18 protein-coding genes are annotated in these 20,572 nt (G+C 28.3%); 14 read left to right on the top strand and 4 right to left on the bottom strand.

The window, feature by feature from the left end:
• Positions 1-6 precede the first annotated feature (6 nt).
• Positions 7-873 carry a YitT family protein gene (locus VJI94_RS03025; RefSeq protein ID WP_324008287.1) on the bottom strand — a complete coding sequence of 289 codons (867 nt, stop codon included), beginning with the start codon at positions 871-873 and terminating at the stop codon, positions 7-9.
• Between the two features lie 149 nt (positions 874-1,022).
• On the opposite strand from VJI94_RS03025, the gene VJI94_RS03020 reads away from it, so the two are divergent.
• The 5 genes from VJI94_RS03020 (at position 1,023) to VJI94_RS03000 (ending at position 5,279) form a co-directional block, all read left to right on the top strand.
• A complete protein-coding gene (locus tag VJI94_RS03020) occupies positions 1,023-1,916 on the top strand; it encodes a glycerophosphodiester phosphodiesterase (protein WP_324008285.1) in 894 nt (297 codons plus the stop codon).
• A 293-nt stretch (positions 1,917-2,209) separates the two neighbouring features.
• Entirely contained in the window at positions 2,210-3,595 is a 1,386-nt protein-coding gene (cysS, locus tag VJI94_RS03015) for a cysteine--tRNA ligase (RefSeq protein ID WP_324008283.1), read from the top strand.
• 1 nt (position 3,596) lies between these two features.
• Positions 3,597-4,334 (top strand): 23S rRNA (guanosine(2251)-2'-O)-methyltransferase RlmB, encoded by a 738-nt coding sequence (gene rlmB, locus VJI94_RS03010; RefSeq protein WP_324008281.1) that lies wholly within the window; start codon positions 3,597-3,599, stop codon positions 4,332-4,334.
• Positions 4,324-4,845, top strand: coding sequence for an NYN domain-containing protein (locus VJI94_RS03005; RefSeq protein WP_324008280.1), 522 nt, complete (start codon positions 4,324-4,326; stop codon positions 4,843-4,845). The genes rlmB and VJI94_RS03005 overlap by 11 nt, the downstream gene beginning before the upstream one ends.
• Positions 4,846-4,853: 8 nt before the next feature.
• Positions 4,854-5,279 carry a cytidine/deoxycytidylate deaminase family protein gene (locus VJI94_RS03000; protein ID WP_324008279.1) on the top strand — a complete coding sequence of 142 codons (426 nt, stop codon included), beginning with the start codon at positions 4,854-4,856 and terminating at the stop codon, positions 5,277-5,279.
• A gap of 65 nt (positions 5,280-5,344) precedes the next feature.
• On the opposite strand, the gene VJI94_RS02995 is transcribed toward VJI94_RS03000, so the two are convergent.
• The 3 genes from VJI94_RS02995 to VJI94_RS02985 form a co-directional block, all read right to left on the bottom strand.
• The gene (locus VJI94_RS02995) at positions 5,345-6,226 is read right to left on the bottom strand and encodes a stage 0 sporulation family protein (RefSeq protein ID WP_324008278.1); all 882 of its coding nucleotides are present in this window, start codon (positions 6,224-6,226) and stop codon (positions 5,345-5,347) included.
• A 175-nt stretch (positions 6,227-6,401) separates the two neighbouring features.
• Positions 6,402-8,711 (bottom strand): ABC transporter permease, encoded by a 2,310-nt coding sequence (locus VJI94_RS02990; protein ID WP_324008277.1) that lies wholly within the window; start codon positions 8,709-8,711, stop codon positions 6,402-6,404.
• A gap of 1 nt (position 8,712) precedes the next feature.
• Positions 8,713-9,411 carry an ABC transporter ATP-binding protein gene (locus tag VJI94_RS02985; RefSeq protein ID WP_324008276.1) on the bottom strand — a complete coding sequence of 233 codons (699 nt, stop codon included), beginning with the start codon at positions 9,409-9,411 and terminating at the stop codon, positions 8,713-8,715.
• Between the two features lie 219 nt (positions 9,412-9,630).
• Between VJI94_RS02985 and uvrB the strand changes: the two genes are divergently transcribed.
• The 9 genes from uvrB to VJI94_RS02940 all read left to right on the top strand — a co-directional run bounded on the left by uvrB (position 9,631) and on the right by VJI94_RS02940 (position 20,542).
• Entirely contained in the window at positions 9,631-11,604 is a 1,974-nt protein-coding gene (uvrB, locus tag VJI94_RS02980) for an excinuclease ABC subunit UvrB (protein WP_324008274.1), read from the top strand.
• Positions 11,597-14,434, top strand: coding sequence for an excinuclease ABC subunit UvrA (gene uvrA, locus VJI94_RS02975; RefSeq protein ID WP_324008273.1), 2,838 nt, complete (start codon positions 11,597-11,599; stop codon positions 14,432-14,434). The genes uvrB and uvrA overlap by 8 nt, the downstream gene beginning before the upstream one ends.
• Positions 14,427-15,017, top strand: coding sequence for a DJ-1 family glyoxalase III (locus tag VJI94_RS02970; RefSeq protein WP_324008272.1), 591 nt, complete (start codon positions 14,427-14,429; stop codon positions 15,015-15,017). The genes uvrA and VJI94_RS02970 overlap by 8 nt, the downstream gene beginning before the upstream one ends.
• On the top strand, positions 15,007-16,053 hold the full coding sequence (gene rlmN / locus VJI94_RS02965; RefSeq protein WP_324008271.1) for a 23S rRNA (adenine(2503)-C(2))-methyltransferase RlmN: 1,047 nt from the start codon (positions 15,007-15,009) through the stop codon (positions 16,051-16,053). The genes VJI94_RS02970 and rlmN overlap by 11 nt, the downstream gene beginning before the upstream one ends.
• 378 nt (positions 16,054-16,431) lie before the next feature.
• On the top strand, positions 16,432-17,559 hold the full coding sequence (locus VJI94_RS02960) for an acyl-CoA dehydrogenase family protein (RefSeq protein ID WP_324008270.1): 1,128 nt from the start codon (positions 16,432-16,434) through the stop codon (positions 17,557-17,559).
• Between the two features lie 73 nt (positions 17,560-17,632).
• Positions 17,633-18,454 carry a phosphate/phosphite/phosphonate ABC transporter substrate-binding protein gene (locus VJI94_RS02955; RefSeq protein WP_004833077.1) on the top strand — a complete coding sequence of 274 codons (822 nt, stop codon included), beginning with the start codon at positions 17,633-17,635 and terminating at the stop codon, positions 18,452-18,454.
• 7 nt (positions 18,455-18,461) lie between these two features.
• Positions 18,462-19,643 carry a cobalamin-independent methionine synthase II family protein gene (locus tag VJI94_RS02950; RefSeq protein WP_324008269.1) on the top strand — a complete coding sequence of 394 codons (1,182 nt, stop codon included), beginning with the start codon at positions 18,462-18,464 and terminating at the stop codon, positions 19,641-19,643.
• Complete coding sequence (locus VJI94_RS02945) at positions 19,636-20,103, top strand: OsmC family protein (RefSeq protein ID WP_029948606.1); 468 nt, start codon at positions 19,636-19,638, stop codon at positions 20,101-20,103. Before VJI94_RS02950 ends, VJI94_RS02945 begins: the two co-directional genes overlap by 8 nt.
• Before the next feature lie 178 nt (positions 20,104-20,281).
• Entirely contained in the window at positions 20,282-20,542 is a 261-nt protein-coding gene (locus tag VJI94_RS02940; RefSeq protein ID WP_004833080.1) for an HPr family phosphocarrier protein, read from the top strand.
• The last annotated feature ends 30 nt before the right edge of the window (positions 20,543-20,572 follow it).

The following is a 20,572-nucleotide window of genomic DNA, read 5'->3' as shown; positions in this document are numbered from 1 at the left end:
ACCCTCCTAAATCTCTTGTATTTTAAATCCTCGACCTTTAACTTCATAAGCCTCAGATATTATTAAAAATGCAGTCGGATCGACTTCATCCAATATTCTTTTTATAGTTACTACTTGTCTTGTACTTACAATGCAGTATACGACATTTTGCTGTTTATGTGTAAATGCACCTTCTCCATGAAGAAGCGTAACACCTCTATGTAGATCGGATAAAATTCTATCTGTAACTTCTCTTTGCTTTGATGTTACAATCATAATTTGCTTTGTATCTCCAAAGCCCATTTGTATTTTATCGAGCATTTTGTAGGCGACATACATTGAAACAATGGTTAAAAGCCCTCTTTCAAGGCTGAATATATAAGATGCAATACCTATTATAATTGCATTTATGGCCATAAGAGATGAACCGATGTTTACATTAAGTTTTGTTTTAAAAATAGTTGCTAAGATATCAAGACCACCTTGGCACGCTCCATGTTTAAATAAAATTCCCATTCCTAGACCATTTATAAAACCTCCAAAAATTGCATATAACATATTATTATCAAGTTTGAAATCAATAGGAATATGACGCATCGCAACTAATATAAATGAGTAGATAAAAGTTGATAAAAATGCGTAGGTCATAAATTTTTTATTCAAAAAAAAGGCACCGACAATCATCATAGGTAGATTCAAAATAAAAACTGAAATACCTGTTGGAAGACCTGTTAGGTATTCAATCATAAGTCCGATACCACCAAGTCCACCTGAAAGAAGTCCTGCAGGAACTAAACATTTAACTACTGCAAATGAACAGATTAAATCGCCCATTAGTATATAAAAAATAGTTCTAACGAAATATTTTTTATCTCCAAAAAAATCTCCTAACATAATATACACCTCTGCTAATTTATTTAATAAAATATAAGCAATATAATTATATCATAATTTTTATTTATATGATATAATTATATTGTCCATATCAGATTTTTCTTTTAAATAATTGGATTATTATGATTATAATTTTAGGAGATGCGTTTATGTATATGTTTTTATTAATTTTAGTGGTAATTTATGTGTTATTACAATTTTCATGTTTTAAAAAAGAAAAGAAGGCAAGAAATATTTTTAGGAATGGAAGTTTTCCGCTTATCTTTGCACATAGGGGTTCAAGTCATTTATTTCCGGAAAATACGGAATTAGCTTTTCTGAAGTCTTTTGAACTGGGTGTTGATGCTTTTGAAACAGATATAAGACTTACAAAAGATGGTAAAATAATAACTCAACATAATGAAGATATTGATGAAACAACTGATGGGACAGGAAAGGTTATAGATTATACTTATGATGAATTAAAAGAACTTAATTTTGGATATAAATTTAAAGATATTAATGGAGATTTTCCTTATGCTGAAAATAGGGTGAATGGATTATATCCAATGGAAGTTTCTGCACTTTTTGAAAAATTTAGAGATGATGTTGTATATAGTATAGATATTAAAGATGATGGAGAAGTAGGATTAAAGTCTGCAGAACTTTTATATAAATTTGTAAAAGAATATAATTTGGAAAAAAATGTAATTTTTTCAAGTTTTAATGAAGAAAATCTTAAACATTTAAGAAAAATTAGTAAAGGCGAAATTATCATTTCCGGATCTATGCAAAAGACTACTGAAGTTGTATTGGCTTCATATTTTGGATATGATAGTTTTAAAAAATTTAATACTCATGCAATGATGATTCCAAGATTTGAAAAACTTCCATTAGATACGAAGTATTTAATTTATAAATTTCATAAACACAATATTGCTGTTTGTTATTGGACAATAAATACAGAAAAAGATATGAGAAAACTTATAAATAAAAAAGTTGACGGAATTATTACTGATAGAGTTGACTTGCTTTTAAAAATAAAAGAAGAAAAGTCTAATTAAAATATTGACTTTTTCTTAATAATTTAGTATCCTATTATAAATAAATATATATGTTGAAAAGGGAAAGAAACAACGATTTAAAGAGAGATGTTGTCTGGTGAAAGACATCAATGTTGAAGGTGCGTCCTTGGAGTATTGTTTGCTACTTTATAGCAATTTAAGTGGATTTTTTCAATTAGAGTGGAACCGCGGAATTTTTTCGTCTCTTGTTTTTTCAAGAGACGTTTTGTTTTATATTAAATAATTTTAAGTAGTAAAATATTATAAAATTTTAAAAAATAGAGAGGTGTAATATGAAGATTTATAACACATTAACTAGAAAAAAAGAAGATTTTAAGCCTATTCAAGCTGGAAAGGCATTGATTTATGTTTGTGGTCCAACGGTTTATAATTATATTCATATTGGTAATTCAAGACCTATGATTGTTTATGATACTTTGAGAAGATATCTTTTATATATAGGTTATGATGTAAAATTTGTAAGTAATTTTACAGATATTGACGATAAGATTATAAATAGAGCAAAAGAAGAAAATGTACCTTTTACAGATATTACAAAAAAATATATTGATGCATATCTTGAAGATAGTTATGGTTTAAATCTTTTTGAAAGTCATACAATTCATCCAAAAGCTACAGAATGTATCAATGAGATGATAGAATTTGTAAAAGTTTTAGAAGAAAAAGGCATTGCATATAATGTCGATGGTAATGTATATTTTGATATTACAAAAGCTAAGGATTATGGAAAATTATCTAAAAAAAATATTGATGATTTAAGAGCAGGAGCAAGGATTGATATTTCTGATGAAAAGAAAAATCCTCTTGATTTTGCACTTTGGAAAAAAAGAAAAGATGAAACAGAGCCAGCTTGGGAAAGTCCTTGGGGAATGGGAAGACCGGGCTGGCATCTTGAGTGTTCGGTAATGGCAAAGAAATATTTAGGAGATACAATAGACATTCATGCGGGTGGAGAAGATTTACAATTTCCTCATCATGAAAATGAGATTGCTCAGTCTGAATGTTGTAATGGGAAAGTTTTTGCTAATTACTGGATGCATAATGGAATGATTAATATAGATAATGTAAAGATGAGTAAATCAAAAGGAAATTTCTTTACAATAAAAGATATTCAAAAAGAATATGACTTGGAAGTAATCAGACTTTGGATTTTATCAACACATTATCGAAATCCTCTAAATTTCAGTAGAGAAGTTATGGAACAAACAAAAAATGGACTTGAAAGAATGTATAATGGTAAAGAACATTTAGAAAGACTTTTAGAAATTTGTGAAGAAAAAGAAGATGGAGATATTTCCAGATTAGTTGAACTGAAAAAAGAATTTTTAGATTGTATGGATGACGATTTAAATACAGCTGATGCTATTTCTAAAGTTTATGAGCTTATTCGTTATGCAAATACATTTGATGAAAATACTGACTTGAAAGTTGTAAAGGGAGCTGTTAAGTTGCTTTCTGATTTTGCATCTGTTTTAGGTCTGTTATATAAAGAAGATGATGATAATTTAGATGAAAAAGTTGAAAAACTTATTGAAGAAAGAGAAGAAGCTAGAAAGAATAAAGACTTTAAAAGAGCTGATGAAATTCGTGATGCTTTAAAAGAAATGAATATAGAATTAAAAGACACAAGAAATGGTGTTATTTGGAAAAGGGTGTAATATGAGTGACTATATATTCGGAAGAAATGCTGTATTAGAGGCATTAGAAAGCGATAGAAAAGTAGAGAAAATATATATTTTAAAAGGTGATTTAAAGGGCTCAATAAATAAAATAATTGGTAAAGCAAAGGCAAATGGTATTCTAATTTCAGAAATTGATAAAAATAAATTAGAAAATATGGCTGACGGAGTTGTTCATCAAGGAGTTTGTGCATTAATTTCAAGTTTTGAGTATTCAACAATTGAAGAAATATTACAAAGTGCTAGAGATAAAAATGAAGATTTATTTTTAGTGATTCTTGATGAGATTGAAGATCCACATAATTTTGGAGCTATAATTCGTACTTGTGAAGCCGTTGGTGTTCATGGAATTATAGTTTCTAAGAGAAATCAAGCGCCAGTTACCTCAATTGTTCAAAAATCATCTGCCGGAGCGGTAAACCATATTAAAATAGCGAAAGTTGCAAATATTGCAGATACAATTTTAAAATTACAAAAAGAAAATGTATGGGTTTATGGTGCTTGTGGAGAGGCTGAAAAGATATATACAGATATAGATTTTAAAGGAAATATTGCAATAGTAATTGGAAATGAAGGAAAGGGAATGGGACAACTTATAAGAAAGAGATGTGATTTTTTAACCAAACTTCCAATGAAAGGTAAAGTTTCAAGCCTTAACGCATCAAATGCCTGTGCAGTTCTAGTTTATGAGGCATTAAGACAAAGAGATGAAAAATAAAAAATTAATTATAATTGACGGTTACAATATTTTAAATGCTTGGGAAAAATATAAACCATTTTTAAAATTGAGTTTTGAAAATGCAAGAAATGAATTAATTTATGATATGGGCGAATTTTCAAAATTAATAGGAATAGATTTGTTACTTGTCTTTGATGCATATAAGATTAATTTCAAAGGTTCTTCAGAAGTTATAAAAGGAATTGAAGTTGTCTACACAAAGCAAAATGAAACTGCGGACCAATTTATTGAAAAGAAATTGGATGAAATTGGAAGAAAAATATTAGTTTCTGTCGGAACAGACGACACTCTTATTCAAAAACTTGTTACACAAAGAGGTGGAATAGTATTGACTTCAAAAGAATTATTGTTCCGTTATGAAAATTTAAAAAACAAAAGTAATCGTTATGAAACGAAAAATAGAATTACAAACAAAAGCTATTTCAATACCCTAGACGACAAAACTTTAAATCAACTAGATGAAATAGAGAAAAAATTATTTGGAAAGTAGGAGGGAGTATGAGGAAACCTTGGGAAGAATATTTTATGGATTTGGCGAAGATGGTTGCAACAAGAGGAACTTGTGATAGAGCTTATGTTGGCTGTGTTTTAGTTAATAAGGACAATAGAATTGTATCAACAGGATATAATGGATCAATTTCAGGTAATCCTCAATGTGATGAAATAGGTCATACGATGAGAGATGGACATTGTATTGCAACGATTCATGCAGAGCAAAATGCACTTTTATATTGTGCAAGAGAAGGAATAAAAGTAAAAGGCTGTACTTGTTATGTAACTCATTTTCCTTGTTTAAATTGTACTAAGGCTTTAATTCAAGCAGGAATTTCAAAGATTTACTATGAAAATAGTTATAGAATGGATGAATATGCGATAGAATTATTGGAAAGAAACAAAATAGAATATATAAAAATTGGTAATTAGATTATAAAAAATTAATTGACATAACAAAAAAATAGAGTTAGAAACAACTCTATTTTTTAATGTTTTTATAATAATTCCTCAATATATTCAAATTGAATATCTTCATCTTTTTTAGCGTAAGACATATCTCTTTCTTTTGTAACTGCAATATCATCTACAAAAAATGGTTTAATAGTTTCAGTATTATTATCTTCATTTACTATCTTTACTTTTACAATTTCTGATAGAGTATAACTGTCAACTATAATTCCTTTGCCTTCACTTGTTATTACATAAGTACCACAAGGTGGAATTTTTTTTAATTTTTCCTCGTAAACATTTTGTTCGTATTTCAAACAACACATTAGTCTACCACATGTTCCTGAAATTTTATTTTGATTTAGAGATAGAGATTGATCTCTTGCCATTTTTATTGTTACTGGAGCAAATTCTCCTAAAAATCTTTTGCAACAACAAACTTGACCACAAGAGCCGAGAGCACCTACTATTTTCGCATGATCTCTAACTCCAATTTGTCTAAGTTCGATTCTATTTTTAAATATATATGCAAGGTCCTTAACCAATTCTCTAAAATCAATTCTATTGTCAGAAACAAAGTAAAAAATAACTTTTTGATTGTCAAAAGTATATTCACAATCAACTAATTTCATATCTAAGCCGTGTTCATTTGCTTTTACTTTGCAAATTTCAATAGCATCTTTAGCTTTCTTTTTATTTTCTTCATGTATATAATCATCCATGTTATCAGCAATTCTCAAAACTGGTTTTAATGATGAAACTAGTTTTGATTCTTCAACTTCTCTAGGTTCAATGGCTACATTTCCATACTCTATACCACGAGAAGTTTCTACGATTACATTATCATTTTTATTTATACTAAAGTTGCAGGGATCAAAGTAATATATCTTTCCGGCTTCTTTGAATCTTATCCCAACTACTTTTTTCATGATTCCTCCTAAAATTTATACACACATATTATACCATAATTTTCTGTTGAATACTAGATATATTAATTTAATGGGATTAAAGTTGTCATAAAAAACAACGGAATTTTTTTCCGTTGTTTTCTAAATTAAATATAAGATTATACTCTTGATTATGACAGAATTAAGTGATAGTAAATTATTCTCTGTTTTTTAGAACTTCGCTGAAATTCATTTTTGATATTCTATAAAATTGTAATATACTTACAAATAAATAAGTAGCAATAGTTATCACAATTGACATTATTACAATTTTTGGCGAAATATCAAGCTCTAAATATCCTGAAAATTTTAGCATTGAATAATACATTATTTGTTTTACTGTATATATTTCAAGTGGTATTAAAGCTATTAAACTTAATAATACTGTTAGAGTTACTGGTCGAATATAGATTTTTGAAATTTCTCTATTCGTGTAACCGAAAATTTTTAAATATGCAATTTGGATAGTATTTTTATCTGTTATTATTTTCATTAGACTGTAAGTAAAGCCTGCTAAGAATATTGTAGATACAGCTATAAATGCAGATAGCATTGGTCCCATAAGTTTAGACATTTGTTTAGAAACATCTGTCATTGAATTTTCATCTATTGTTGTTGATACATACTTTTCATCAATATCCAATTTTTCATTACTAAAATATCCATTAAAGAATTCTTTATTTTGCTCTAATTCTTCATTCAAATATTCTTGCTTTATAAATGCTGAAAGATTAGCAGACTTTTTGTGTATATTAACTATTTTATAAGTCTTTTCTTTATCTGACAATTTCCCTTTAACTGTTATTTCATCTCCAACATACTTTCTAAGTTTCTTTGAAAGATTTTCACTAATAACTATCTCATTTTTGTTTTCGGGTAGTTTGGTGTTTTCAAAGTATTTTGAATTTTCAGTAATTCCTAAAAGAAGTATGTCTTCATCTGATTTTTTGATACTGTGATAAACCCTTGCTGGTGTAGTCGTATATTTTTCTGCTGTTTTATTGCCAATTTCAATAGAAGCCTTTAGCACATATTGATATTTACTAATCAAATTTTCTTTTATATTATTTCCGTAGTTGTCGAATGTAGGTTTTGCAGAAATTCCAAAGATGAATAATATTGAAGTAATAAATATTCCAAGTACTATCGCTACATAATCACCTTTGTTGGATTTTATAATTGATTTTCTAAATGAACCTAAAAAGTTTTTGTTGACTTTTAATTCATTTTCATACTTTGATTTTCTTTTATTTTTATAATGTTTTAAATTTTTTCTTAAAAAATCTAAAGGTGTGAAGTTTAATTTTCTATAAATATAAATATAATTAAAAATTAAAATTATTGAAATAGGTATGATAGTCGTAATTATTAATGCTTCCAAGTTGAAACTAGGAGTAAAGTTCTGCATATTAAATGATTTGTAGTAAACAGATTTAAAAGAATTTGTAAAAACTGTGTACCCAAAAATATTTCCTAAAACAGCAGCTAAAAATGTAATTATAACAGAGTTTGCTATATAATTTATAACGAGCTCTGATTTTTTATATCCATTCGCAAGAAGTATTCCAATTATTTCAGATTCTTCTTGTATTTTACTCACAATAGAAAGTGCAAATATGAATCCTATTAGCGTTACCATTAGACAAAGCATAACAATGACCATAGGCCTATCTCCACCCATATCGTCAATCAAATAACTTATAGCATTATTATCTTTTTTTGGAAGTTGTTCTAAAACTGTTTTTGAAATATTTGCAGAATTTACAACTTCTTTATTTTTTTCTTTCGTTTCTTTTTCACTTAGGTTTCTATCGTTAAATCTATATGAAACTTGATATTTTAACTTGCTTTCGTTAAAAATATCTTTGTCTTTATCAGATACTAATCCTACTCCAAAATCTATTGCATTAAATATTAAATCTGTAGATTTTTGAAAAGATGAATTATAATCTGGAGTTGCTATTAAACCAACTATTTTAAAAATACGTTCTTTATTATCTTTAAAAAATTCTTTTTTAAAAGTAATATTGTCACCTATTTTTAAATTATTATTTTCAGCAAATAGTCTATTAATAGCTATTTCATTTTTATTTTTTGCAAGATTACCTTCATTTATAACAGGGAGATTTATATTTTTTCTATTTGTATAAAGTCTAATTGTCTTTTCATCTTTATCATCTTTAATTTTATTAATTTTTGCATCAACGTAAGGAGCTTTTTCGACTTTAACATTAGTTTTTTCAATGGATCTTAATATTTCATCTGTAGGGTCAAATGCGAATAATATTTTTCCATCTTCAACAACTCCAGTTGACATAAGTTCATAATATAAAGTCTTGATACTTCCTGATGAAACTAACATGCCTGAAGTTGTGGAAATCATAAAAAACAGAAGTATAAAGAGAAATAAATTTTTTGACCATTGGGCTTTTAATCCTCTAAGAATTCTTTTATTTAAATTTCTCATGTTACCACTCCAATTCTTGTGCATCCATTACCTTGTCATTTTCAATTTCTTGACATATAATTCCATCTTTTAGCCTTATTGTAATATTAGACATCTTTGTTATTTCTTCATTATGAGTTGCAAGGATAATTGTAGTTTTATATTCATTATTTATTCTTTGAAGTAGAGATAAAATATCCTTTGAAGTTTTATAATCTAAAGCACCTGTAGGCTCATCACAAAGTAAAATTTCAGGTTTTTTTATTAAAGCACGACCTATTGCACATCTTTGTTGTTGTCCACCTGATAATTGTCTTGGATATTTATTTTTATGTTCCCATAGACCTAAATCTTTTATTAATTTTTCAATATCCATAGGGTCATTATGTATAAAAGAACCCACCTGAATATTTTCTGTTACGGTTAAGTCCGGAATTAAATTATAAAATTGAAAAATAAAGCCTAAATATTTTCTTCTAAAATTTGAAAGGGCATTTTGTTTTAAACTTGAAATTTTATATTCATTTATTATGATAGATCCGCTGTCAATTTTTTCAAGTCCGCCAATAGCATTAAGTAATGTCGATTTTCCTGAACCAGATGGTCCTAATAGAGTACAAAGTGCACCTTTTTCTAAAGAAAAATTTATATTTTTTAAAACGGAAATTTTATTTTCATTTGTTCCATAAGATTTGTTTAAATTTTTTACAACTAAAAACATAAATACCTCCATAAAAATTTATTTAACTATAAACCAATTATAGCACTTTCAATATTTATTATCAACAATAAAATTTTATAACAGAAAGTAGTTTTTAATTTGATTATTAAAGAAATTTTTGCGGTATATTAGCTATGTTATAGATAAAAAATATAGTATAATATTATATAGATTATTTTAAATAAAAATATTTGATTAATAAATAAATGGGAGTACATTATGGAGTTTGTTTTAAATTCAAAATTTAAGCCTACAGGAGATCAACCCGAAGCTATTGAAAAAATATCGGATTCAATTAAAAAAGGAAATAAAGAAATAATTTTAAAGGGTGTTACAGGAAGTGGAAAGACTTTTACAATGGCAAATATTATTGAAAAAGTTCAAAAACCAACGCTGGTTATTGCACATAATAAGACTTTGGCTTATCAGCTTGCGAGTGAATTTAAGGAATTTTTTCCTAACAATGCTGTTGAGTTTTTTGTGTCCTATTATGATTATTATCAACCTGAAGCCTATGTTCCACAATCCGATACTTATATAGAAAAAGACAGCTCAATAAATGATGAGATAGACAAACTTAGACACTCCGCTACAATGTCTCTTTTTGAAAGAAAAGATGTAATTATTGTTGCTTCCGTTTCTTGTATTTACGGTTTAGGCGATCCAATAGACTATGAAAATTTAGTAGTTTCATTAAGACCGGGAATGATAAAAGATAGAGATGAAGTTATAAGAAAACTTGTAGATATTCAATATGTAAGAAATGATATTAATTTTATTCGTGGTACTTTTCGTGTAAGGGGAGACAGTTTAGAAATATTTCCTGTTTCTTCATCTGAAAATAGTATTAGAGTCGAATTTTTTGGAGATGAAATAGATAAAATTTCAGAAATTGATGCCTTAACAGGTAATGTAATAGGAACTCGTGAGCATGTTGCAATTTATCCTGCTTCTCACTTTGCTACAAGTGCGGAAAAAATAGAAAGAGCTGTTGGTACAATTTCAAAAGAATTGGAAGAAAGACTTTTAGTTTTAAATCAAGAAAATAAATTAGTTGAAGCGCAAAGACTTGAACAGAGGACAAAATATGATTTGGAAATGTTACAAGAAATTGGATTTTGTAGTGGAGTAGAAAATTATTCTGCTCATTTAAGCGGTAGAGAAAGAGGCTCAAGACCTTATACTTTGATTGATTATTTTCCTGATGACTTTTTGATTATTGTAGATGAAAGTCATGTTACTGTTCCACAAATTGGAGCAATGTATGAAGGAGATAGAAGTAGAAAACAAAATTTGGTTGATTATGGTTTTAGATTACCTTCTGCTTTGGATAACAGACCATTAAAATTTACAGAATTTGAAAGTATGGTAAATCAAATCTTATATGTATCTGCAACTCCAGGCAAGTATGAAAGGAGCCATAATTTAGAAGAAGTTGAACAAATTATAAGACCTACGGGACTTTTGGATCCTTTAATTGAAGTTAGAAAAACAGAAGGACAAATTGATGATATAATTGGGGAAGTGAATTCAGTTATTAAAAAAGGTGAACGTGTTTTAATTACAACTTTAACTAAAAAAATGGCTGAAAATTTAACGGATTATTTAAAAAATGTAGGAATAAAAACAACTTATTTGCATAGCGATATTGACACGATTGAACGTATGGAAATAATCAGAGATTTGCGTGTTGGAAAGTTTGACGTTTTGGTTGGAATAAACTTGTTAAGAGAAGGACTTGACTTGCCTGAGGTAAGTATGGTTATAATTATGGATGCAGATAAGGAAGGTTTTTTGCGTTCTGAAACTTCTATGATACAAACAATCGGACGTGCTGCAAGAAATGTAAACGGAAGAGTTATTATGTATGCTGATAGAATTACAAAGTCAATGGATGTGGCGATTAAGGAAACAAATAGAAGACGTGAAATTCAAAATAAATACAATATAGAGCATAATATTACTCCGAAGAGTGTTAAGAAAGATATTAGAGAGATTATTCAAGCTACGAAGGTTGCTGAGGATAATGTGGATTATAAAACAGAAGATGTAGAAATTACAGATTATGAAAGTTTCATTGAAGATTTGAAAAATGAGATGTTATCTGCTGCTGATTCTTTAGATTTTGAAAGAGCAGCATCAATAAGAGATGAAATAAAGAGATTAAAAGAAATGTGGGGATTAGATGTCTAAAAATACGATTAGAATTAAAGGGGCAAAAGTAAATAATTTAAAAAATATAGATTTGGAAATTCCAAGGGATAAAATGGTTGTTTTTACAGGACTTAGTGGAAGTGGAAAATCATCTTTAGCTTTTGATACAATTTATGCCGAAGGGCAAAGAAGATATGTTGAGAGCTTATCAAGTTATGCAAGACAATTTTTAGGTCAAATGGATAAACCTGATGTTGAATATATTGATGGACTAAGTCCGTCAATTTCTATTGATCAAAAAACTACAAATAGAAATCCAAGATCTACTGTAGGAACTGTTACTGAAATTTATGATTATTTGAGATTGCTTTTTGCAAAAATTGGAATTCCAAAATGTCCAATATGTGGAACTGAAATAAAAAGTCAAAGTATCGATCAAATGGTTGATAGGGTTATGAAACTTGAAGAGAGAAGTAAGATATTTGTGTTAGCTCCTGTAATTCGTGGAAAAAAGGGAGAACATAAAAAACTTTTAGAAAATATAAAAATTCAAGGTTTTGTCCGTGCAATTATTGACGATAAGGAATATGAACTTACAGAAGAAATTGAATTAGATAAAAATAAGAAACATAATATTGATATCGTAGTTGATAGACTTGTTGTAAAAGAAGGAATTGAGTCAAGACTTACAGAGAGTTTGGAAACAGCTTTTAAATTTAGTGACAGTATTGTTAAGGTTAAAGTTGTTGATGGAGAAGAAATTTTATTTTCTGAAAAAATGTCCTGTCCTAATGGGCATATTTCATTTGATGAAATTGAGCCTAGAACTTTTTCTTTTAACAGTCCTTTTGGAATGTGTCATGATTGTAATGGACTTGGAAGCCATAAAATTATAGATCCGGATTTGGTAATTCCTGATAAAAATAAATCACTTTTAGAGGGAGCTATTGAATGTTACAATATGACTACCGGAGAGGATGGATACTATTATAAAATATTTCACGAAATCATAAAATATAATGGTTTTGATGAAAATACTCCTTTTAAGGATTTAAGTAAAGAAACTATAGATGAACTTTTTTATGGGACAGGATCAAGAAATATAAAATTTAGGTTTGAAAGTAAGTTCACAAATGAAAATAAAACTTTTAATAAACCATTTGAAGGAATAGTAAAGAATTTGGAAAGAAGATATGCTTCTTCTCCAATGTCTTCTATGAGAGAAAAAATTGAAACAGTGATGTCTGAAATGGAATGTGAAACTTGTAAAGGAAAAAGACTTAATGAAAAAGCTCTTTCAATTTTTATAAGAGATAAAAATATTTCAGATGTTACTGCAATGTCCGTTCAAAAATTAAATGAATGGTTTAATGATTTAGAATTAACAGAAACTGAAAGTATTATTGGGGAAAGAATTTTAAAGGAAATTAAAGAAAGACTTAAATTTTTAAAAGATGTAGGTCTTGAATATTTAACTTTGGCAAGAAGTGCAGGAACTCTTTCAGGAGGAGAAAGTCAAAGAATTAGACTTGCAACTCAAATTGGTTCTGGGCTTGTTGGAGTTGTTTATGTTTTAGATGAACCAAGTATCGGTTTACATCAAAGAGATAATGAAAAACTTTTAAATGCTTTAAGAAATTTAACAAATCTTGGAAATACTTTGATTGTAGTAGAACATGATGAAGATACAATTCGTTGTGCTGACCATATTGTAGATATTGGACCAAGGGCAGGGATTCATGGTGGAGAGGTTGTTGCACAGGGAACTATTAAAGATATTATGAAGAGTAAAAAATCTATTACAGGTGCATATCTTTCAGGAAAAAGTAAAATAGAAGTTCCTAAACAAAGAAGAAAATACACAGATACAATTAAAGTTTTTGGAGCAAGAGAAAATAATTTAAAAAATATTGATGTTGAATTTCCTATCGGTGTTTTTACTTGTGTAACTGGTGTTTCCGGAAGTGGAAAGAGCAGTTTGGTAAATTCAATTTTAAATAAAGAATTGTCAAACAAATTAAATAGGAGCAAACAAAAAACAGGAAAATTTGATAGGATTGAGGGCTATGAAAAGCTTGATAAAGTTATTGAAATTGACCAAAGTCCAATAGGTAGAACTCCGCGTTCAAATCCTGCAACTTATACTAAACTTTTTGATAATATAAGAGATGTTTTTGCTATGACTACAAAGGCAAAAATGAAAGGATATAGTAAAGGTAGATTTAGTTTTAATGTTCATGGTGGTCGTTGTGAAGCTTGTAAAGGAGATGGAACAATAAAGGTTGAAATGCACTTTTTACCTGATGTATATGTACCTTGTGAAGTTTGTGGTGGTAAAAGATATAATAGAGAAACTTTGGAAGTAACATATAATGGAAAAAATATTTCAGATGTTTTGGAAATGACTGTTGAAGATGGACTTAAATTTTTTGAAAATCATCCTTCAATAAAAAGAAAATTACAAACTTTATATGATGTAGGATTGGATTATATTAAGATTGGTCAAAGCTCAACAGAGCTTTCAGGTGGAGAGGCTCAAAGAGTTAAACTTGCATCTGAACTTGCTAAACGTGGAACGGGACAAACTGTTTATATTTTAGATGAACCAACTACAGGATTACACATTGATGATATAAAAAAATTGATTGAAGTTTTAAATACCTTAGTTGAACAAGGAAATACTGTTATTGTTATAGAACATAATTTAGATATGATAAAAATTGCAGATCATATAATTGATTTAGGTGTTGAAGGTGGCGACGGTGGAGGAACCATCGTTGTAACCGGAACTCCGGAGGAAGTTGCAAAATGTGAGAAATCATATACAGGACAATTTTTAAGGAAAATATTAGGAGGGCAAAATGAATAGATATATTTTAATTTTAACAGATACCTTTGAAGAAGTTGAAGCACTTACTCAAGTTGATTATCTTAGAAGAGCAGATATTAAAGTAGATATGATTTCAATTACAGGAAAACTTCAAGTTACAAGTAATAGAGGAATAACTGTTTTAGCTGATGATTTGTTTGAAAATATAAATTTAAAAGAATATGCAGGAATTATTATTCCTGGTGGACTTCCTGCTGCTTTTGATATCAGAGATGATAAAAGAGTTTTAGATATTATAAAGAAATTTGACGAAGAGCACAAATTGATTTCTGCAATTTGTGCAGGACCTTCAGTTCTTGCAAAGGCAGGTGTTTTATCCGGAAGAGATGCTGTAATTTATCCGGGAATGGAAGATGAATTGCTTGACGCAAATATTAAAGAAGATGCTATTTGTATCGATGACAATATAATTACAGCAAGAGGAGCGGGACTGGCAGGAGAACTTGCTTATACATTGATTAGAAAAATCAAAGGTAAAGTTCAAGAAAAACAAGTTCGATTTATGTCTGTTGATTATTTGTTAAGAGATTTTATTCTAAAGGAAGAAAAGAATGGGAAATAAAAAAATAGAATTTAACTCTTTGAAAATTGAAGAGCTTGAAGATTTATTTTTGAGTTTGAGAGAAAAAAAGTTTAGGGCTGAACAGTTTTTTAGATTTATGCACCAAAAGAAAAACTTTGAAATAGATAATTGTAAACAACTGCCTAAAATTTTAATTGAAAAACTAAAGCAAATAGGCTATATAAATTCTTCTTCAATTTATACAAAATATGAATCAAAGCTTGATAATACAAAAAAATATTTAATTAAATTATACGACAATAGAATAATTGAAACGGTATTTATGGACTATGGAAGTTATTGTACAGTTTGTATTTCAAGTCAAGTAGGTTGTAGAATGGGATGTACTTTTTGTGCGTCAACAAAAGAAAATTTTAAAAGAAATTTAACATCTGCTGAAATGCTAAATCAAATTTATTTAATAGAGAATGATTTGAATTTAACTATAAATAATGTCGTTATTATGGGCATTGGGGAACCACTTGATAATTATAATAATGTAATAGGATTTTTGAAAATTATAAATTCTGAAAAAGGTAAAAATTTGAGCCTAAGAAATATTACAATTTCAACTTGTGGACTTGTCCATAATATTTATAAATTAGCTGATGAAAAATTACCCGTAACACTTACAATTTCACTTCATAATCCGTTCCAAAATGAAAGAAGAGAGATAATGCCTATTTCAGACAATTTTTCAATTGATGAAATATTAAAGGCTTGTAAATATTATTTTGATAAAACTTCAAGAAGAGTAAGTTTTGAATATACACTAATCAAAGGACAAAATGACTCAAGAGAACATGCGTTAGAGCTTAAAAATATTCTAAAAGGCTTAAATTGCCATATTAATATAATTCCTTTAAATTCAATAAAAGAGTTTGATGGAGTTGCACCAAGTACAAAGTATATTTACTCTTTTAAGTCAATGCTTGAAAATTACGGAATAAATGCCACGATAAGAAAGAAACAGGGTGATGATATAAATGGAGCTTGTGGGCAACTTAGACAGGGAGTGTTAGAACAAGAAAATTAACTGACTGAAAGGTCAGTTTTTTAATGTCTAAAATAAATGGATTTATTATAAGATCAAAGTATGACTAAACTGTAATAATATAATTGATATTTTTTATAAAAATTTATTATGATTTTAAATTTTTATAATTGTAAATTTCAATATCTATAAAATAAATAATTTATAAAACTTATAATAATAAATTTTTACATAAATAATATTTATGTAAAAACGCTTATAAACGTTGAAAAACTAATAAACTATAAAAACAACTAAAAAATTATTAATACTATCAAACTGAATTTTTAAAAATGATTATTAATATGCTATAATGGGCAAACAAAGAATAATCTTTATAGATTATAAAGATTATTTATATTTTAAAAATTGGAGGTTAACATGAGTATTTTTTACGAAGAAGCATTAAAATTTGCTAATGAACATATTTTGCCTTATGCAAAAGAAATTGATGAAAAAATGGAGTTTCCCGTTGAATCTTTTAAGGAAATAGGAAAAGCTGGATATTTTAAATTAATGGTTCCAACAGAACTAGGCGGATTAGGAAAAGGAATGACAGAACATTCTGAAGCTTGTAGAGCTTTTGCAAAAAGTAGTGCAACAGCCGGACTTTGCTATATGATGCATAATGTTTGTTTAAGCATTGTTTTAAAATATGGTAGTGAAGAATTAAAAAATAAAATAGTTAAAGATGTAGTAGAAAATAATAAATTTTTAGGATTTGCTTATTCTGAATTTGGTTCAGGAACAAATTTCTATTTACCTGATATTAAAGCTGAATTTACAGATAGTGAAGTAATCTTAAATGGAACAAAGAGTATGGTTACATCTGCTGGACAAGCATCATATTATTTATTACTATCTTCTTCAGAATCTGGAGAAGGAATTGATAACTGGATAGTTCCTATTGAAACTGCTGGTGTTGAATTTAAACAAAGCGAATGGAATGGTTTAGGTATGAGAGGAAATGTTTCATGTCCTATGGAATTTAAAGATGCTCATTTACCAAAATCATATAGAATTGGAGAAATCGGTGATGCTATGACTCATATTTTCGAAGTTGTTGCACCATTCTTCATTACTGGTTTAGCTTCAGTTTATACTGGTGTATGTGAAGCTGTTCTTGCAGAAGCTTTAAATCATGCTACAAACAGACAACATACTTTTGGACCAAAACTTGCAGAATATGAAACTGTACAAACACATATTTCAAGAATTTATTCTCAAACAAATGCTGCAATATTAGGAACAAAAGAAGCTGCTAGAGCTGCTGATGCAGGTGAAAGTGATGCTGTTTTAAAAATTATATCAGCTAGAATTTTCGCATCTGAAGCTGCAATAGAAGTTGCAAGATTAGGAATGAGAGTAGGCGGAGGAAAAGCTTATAATAAGATGGGAATAATGGAAAGACTTTTAAGGGATTCTTATGCAGGACAAATTATGGCACCAAGTGTTGATGTTTTAATTCTTTGGTTGGGAAGAGCTCTTTTGGGACTACCTTTAATCTAAATTTCAATTTTTTAATAAATAGGCTTTTTTGCTTAAATTTATCTTAAATATTTACAAAATAGGAGGAACATATATGAATAAATTAAAAGTTGGAGCAGTAGTTTATGCACCTAGAGTTACTGTTATTTGGGGGATAATTGCCGATTTCTTCAAAGAAGAAGGTTTTGAAATTGAACCGATTTACTACAAAGACTATAGATCACAAGTTGACGGACTTATGAAAGGAGAAATTGATGTTGCTTGGAATTCTCCTCTTGCGTGGTTAGATGCTAATTTAAGAACTAATGGGAAAGCACTAAATGGTTCTATGAGAGATACAGATAATGATCGTTCAACTTATTTGGTTGTAAAAAAATCTTCAAATATAAAATCTATAGAAGATTTAAAGGGAAAAATGATAGGCTTTGGTGCTATTGATTCTCCTCAAGCCAGACTTATACCTATATATAATTTATATCAACATGGTCTTGAATTTAATAAAGATTATGTTGAAAAAAGATTTGATATAGGAATTGGACTTCATGGAGATCATGTCGGTGGAGAATTGGATTCAGCAAAAGCTATGCTTAATGGCGAAGTTGATGCTACTTGGATGTTGGATTTGAATTATGATGCATGGATACAAGACGGAACTATTGATAAAAATCAAGTTGATATAATTTATAAAACTCCGTTTTTTGATCATTGCATTTTTTCAGGAAGACCTGATCTTAAAGTTGAAAAATTTGAAATGTTTGCAAAAATTTTACACAAAATGGATTACAATAACCCTGAACATAAAGAAATGATGGATATGGAAGGGCTAAAAAAGTGGGTTATTGGTCGAACAACAGGATTTGAACAAATTAAAAATGCAAATGAATATATTAATTTTTTAGAAACTTTTTATAAGTAGGTATGAGATGAAAAAAACTTTTAAACCATTTACAACTTCTCTTATAGGAAGTCTGCCAAGAAGTAAAAAGATAATGGCTTTGAAGAGAAGATTAAAATCTGATGTAGATTTCAAAAAGGAATATGATGAATTAATAAAAATCGAAACGGAAAAATTGGTTAAACTTCAAGAAAAATATTCAATAGATATAATAACTAATGGAGAATTGGCAAGAGATAATTATGTTTCTTTTGTAGCAGATAGGATAGATGGAGTTGTTATGATGAATATGGGTGATATGCTTGAATATATAGACGATAAACAGTCGTTCGAACAAATCTTGGAAACACTTGATGTTCCATCTGTTAGTATAAAAAATGCTATTTGTAACGGTGTTTTGAAATATAATAAAAGTTTAGTTTCCGATGAGATAAAATTCTTGAAAAAAATTACAACTTCTTCTGTAAAAGCAACACTTCCGGGTCCCTATCTTATGACAAGATCTATGTGGCTTCCTGCTCTTAGTAAAAAATTTTATAATAGCAAAGAAGAATTAGGTAAAGATGTAGTAAAAATTTTAAAACAAGAGATTGACAATTTAATAGAAGCTGGTGTTGATATAATCCAGTTCGATGAGCCTGTACTTACAGAAGTTGTTTTTTCTGAAGGAAAAACAAGATCTTTTATGTGTGCTGCTCTTTCTGAAAGAAAGGATCCTACAGAGGAATTAATATTTGCTACTAATTTAATAAAATGTGTTATGGATTATATGAAGGATAAACCTGTACTTAGTTCACTTCATGTTTGTAGAGGAAACTGGAGTAAGGATGAGAGTATTTTGCTTAAAGGACCATATACACCTCTTGTTCCTCTTTTTGAAGAAACATCTCCAAATATTTTGACGCTTGAATTTTCAACTCCTCGTGCAGGAGAGCTTGATTCTCTATTATCAAGTGAAAAAATTAAAGAAAATTCAATTCTTGCGCTTGGAGTTATAAATCCTAGAACGGATGTTATTGAAACAGCACAATCAATAATTGACAGAGCTAGAGAAGCGTTGAAATTTATATCTAAAGAAAGACTTTGGTTAAATCCTGATTGTGGCTTTGCTACTTTTTCAAATAGACCTGTAAGTACATTTGAAATAATTGAAAAGAAGTTGGAACAATTACAAATAGCTAAAAATACTTTAAGAGAAATGTATGAGTAGTTTATATGAATCATATAATTATGATGCTTCCTACAGAGCAGTTTTAAGTTCTAATGATGTTGTAAAAGTTTTTACAGAAAAAGACTTTATTGAAGTGAATTCTCAGATAAGTTTTGATATAGAAGATAGCAATAAAACTTCTTTTAATTATTTTGCAAGCTCAATTATTTCAGGGATAATTCATAATTTAATTTTTGTTTCAAAAAAACTTAATATAAAATTAGAGGATATTGAAGGGAAAATTAAAATAAAACTAAAAAATCCGCTGACAGTATTAGCTGTTAAAGGCTATTCTGAAGAAGCAAAAATTGATAGTTGTGATATCACAGTATATTTGTTTTCAGATCTTGAAGATGATGAATTAATTGAATTTTGCAAAAAATCTTTGAATAGTTGTTTTATTTATAACACACTTAAGGATTTAATGGATATTAATATAAAATTTATTCCAATATTATAAAACTTTTATTTATAGACCTAAATTATTAATTGAAAAGTTAATGATTTTAGGTCTATTTTTATATATTTTCCAAGACTGACAGAAATACTAAAATATTTTTAAAAAGGTATTGAATTGTTTTCATAATAATGGTAAAATATAATTGGTTTAGATATTAATATAATTTAGGAGGCGTATTATGGTAGAAAAAAACGTTATAATAAAAAATGAAACGGGATTACACGCAAGACCTGCAGCATCTTTGGTTCAATTTGTTAAGAAATTTGATGAAAGTATTGAAATTATTATGGATAATAAGGTTGCAGATGCAAAAAGTATTTTTAATGTTATGAGTTTAGGTATTTCTAAAGGAACAGAGGTAACATTGAGAGTTGATGGGGAAAATGAGGAAAAAACTTTAGAAGAAGTTGTAAACTTCATAGAAAATTTAGCTGATTAATTTTTAAGTATAGCTTCTCGAGAGAGAAGC

This window comes from Parvimonas sp. D9 (assembly GCF_035282565.1).
GTDB lineage: Bacteria > Bacillota > Clostridia > Tissierellales > Peptoniphilaceae > Parvimonas > Parvimonas micra.
Note: the sequence above shows the minus strand (reverse complement) of the source record. Positions and strands in the feature narration are given on the sequence as shown.

What these genes read in the sequence shown, in the direction of transcription:
- VJI94_RS02955 (WP_004833077.1), top strand. Translation starts at nt 17,633, where the DNA reads ATGAATAAATTAAAAGTTGGAGCAGTAGTTTATGCACCTAGAGTTACT.
- VJI94_RS03005 (WP_324008280.1), top strand. Translation starts at nt 4,324, where the DNA reads ATGAAAAATAAAAAATTAATTATAATTGACGGTTACAATATTTTAAAT.
- VJI94_RS03025 (WP_324008287.1), bottom strand. Translation starts at nt 873, where the DNA reads ATGTTAGGAGATTTTTTTGGAGATAAAAAATATTTCGTTAGAACTATT.
- VJI94_RS02970 (WP_324008272.1), top strand. Translation starts at nt 14,427, where the DNA reads ATGAATAGATATATTTTAATTTTAACAGATACCTTTGAAGAAGTTGAA.
- rlmB (WP_324008281.1), top strand. Translation starts at nt 3,597, where the DNA reads ATGAGTGACTATATATTCGGAAGAAATGCTGTATTAGAGGCATTAGAA.
- VJI94_RS03020 (WP_324008285.1), top strand. Translation starts at nt 1,023, where the DNA reads ATGTATATGTTTTTATTAATTTTAGTGGTAATTTATGTGTTATTACAA.
- VJI94_RS02945 (WP_029948606.1), top strand. Translation starts at nt 19,636, where the DNA reads ATGAGTAGTTTATATGAATCATATAATTATGATGCTTCCTACAGAGCA.
- VJI94_RS02995 (WP_324008278.1), bottom strand. Translation starts at nt 6,226, where the DNA reads ATGAAAAAAGTAGTTGGGATAAGATTCAAAGAAGCCGGAAAGATATAT.
- cysS (WP_324008283.1), top strand. Translation starts at nt 2,210, where the DNA reads ATGAAGATTTATAACACATTAACTAGAAAAAAAGAAGATTTTAAGCCT.
- VJI94_RS02950 (WP_324008269.1), top strand. Translation starts at nt 18,462, where the DNA reads ATGAAAAAAACTTTTAAACCATTTACAACTTCTCTTATAGGAAGTCTG.
- uvrA (WP_324008273.1), top strand. Translation starts at nt 11,597, where the DNA reads ATGTCTAAAAATACGATTAGAATTAAAGGGGCAAAAGTAAATAATTTA.
- VJI94_RS02990 (WP_324008277.1), bottom strand. Translation starts at nt 8,711, where the DNA reads ATGAGAAATTTAAATAAAAGAATTCTTAGAGGATTAAAAGCCCAATGG.
- VJI94_RS02985 (WP_324008276.1), bottom strand. Translation starts at nt 9,411, where the DNA reads ATGTTTTTAGTTGTAAAAAATTTAAACAAATCTTATGGAACAAATGAA.
- rlmN (WP_324008271.1), top strand. Translation starts at nt 15,007, where the DNA reads ATGGGAAATAAAAAAATAGAATTTAACTCTTTGAAAATTGAAGAGCTT.
- VJI94_RS02960 (WP_324008270.1), top strand. Translation starts at nt 16,432, where the DNA reads ATGAGTATTTTTTACGAAGAAGCATTAAAATTTGCTAATGAACATATT.
- uvrB (WP_324008274.1), top strand. Translation starts at nt 9,631, where the DNA reads ATGGAGTTTGTTTTAAATTCAAAATTTAAGCCTACAGGAGATCAACCC.
- VJI94_RS03000 (WP_324008279.1), top strand. Translation starts at nt 4,854, where the DNA reads ATGAGGAAACCTTGGGAAGAATATTTTATGGATTTGGCGAAGATGGTT.
- VJI94_RS02940 (WP_004833080.1), top strand. Translation starts at nt 20,282, where the DNA reads ATGGTAGAAAAAAACGTTATAATAAAAAATGAAACGGGATTACACGCA.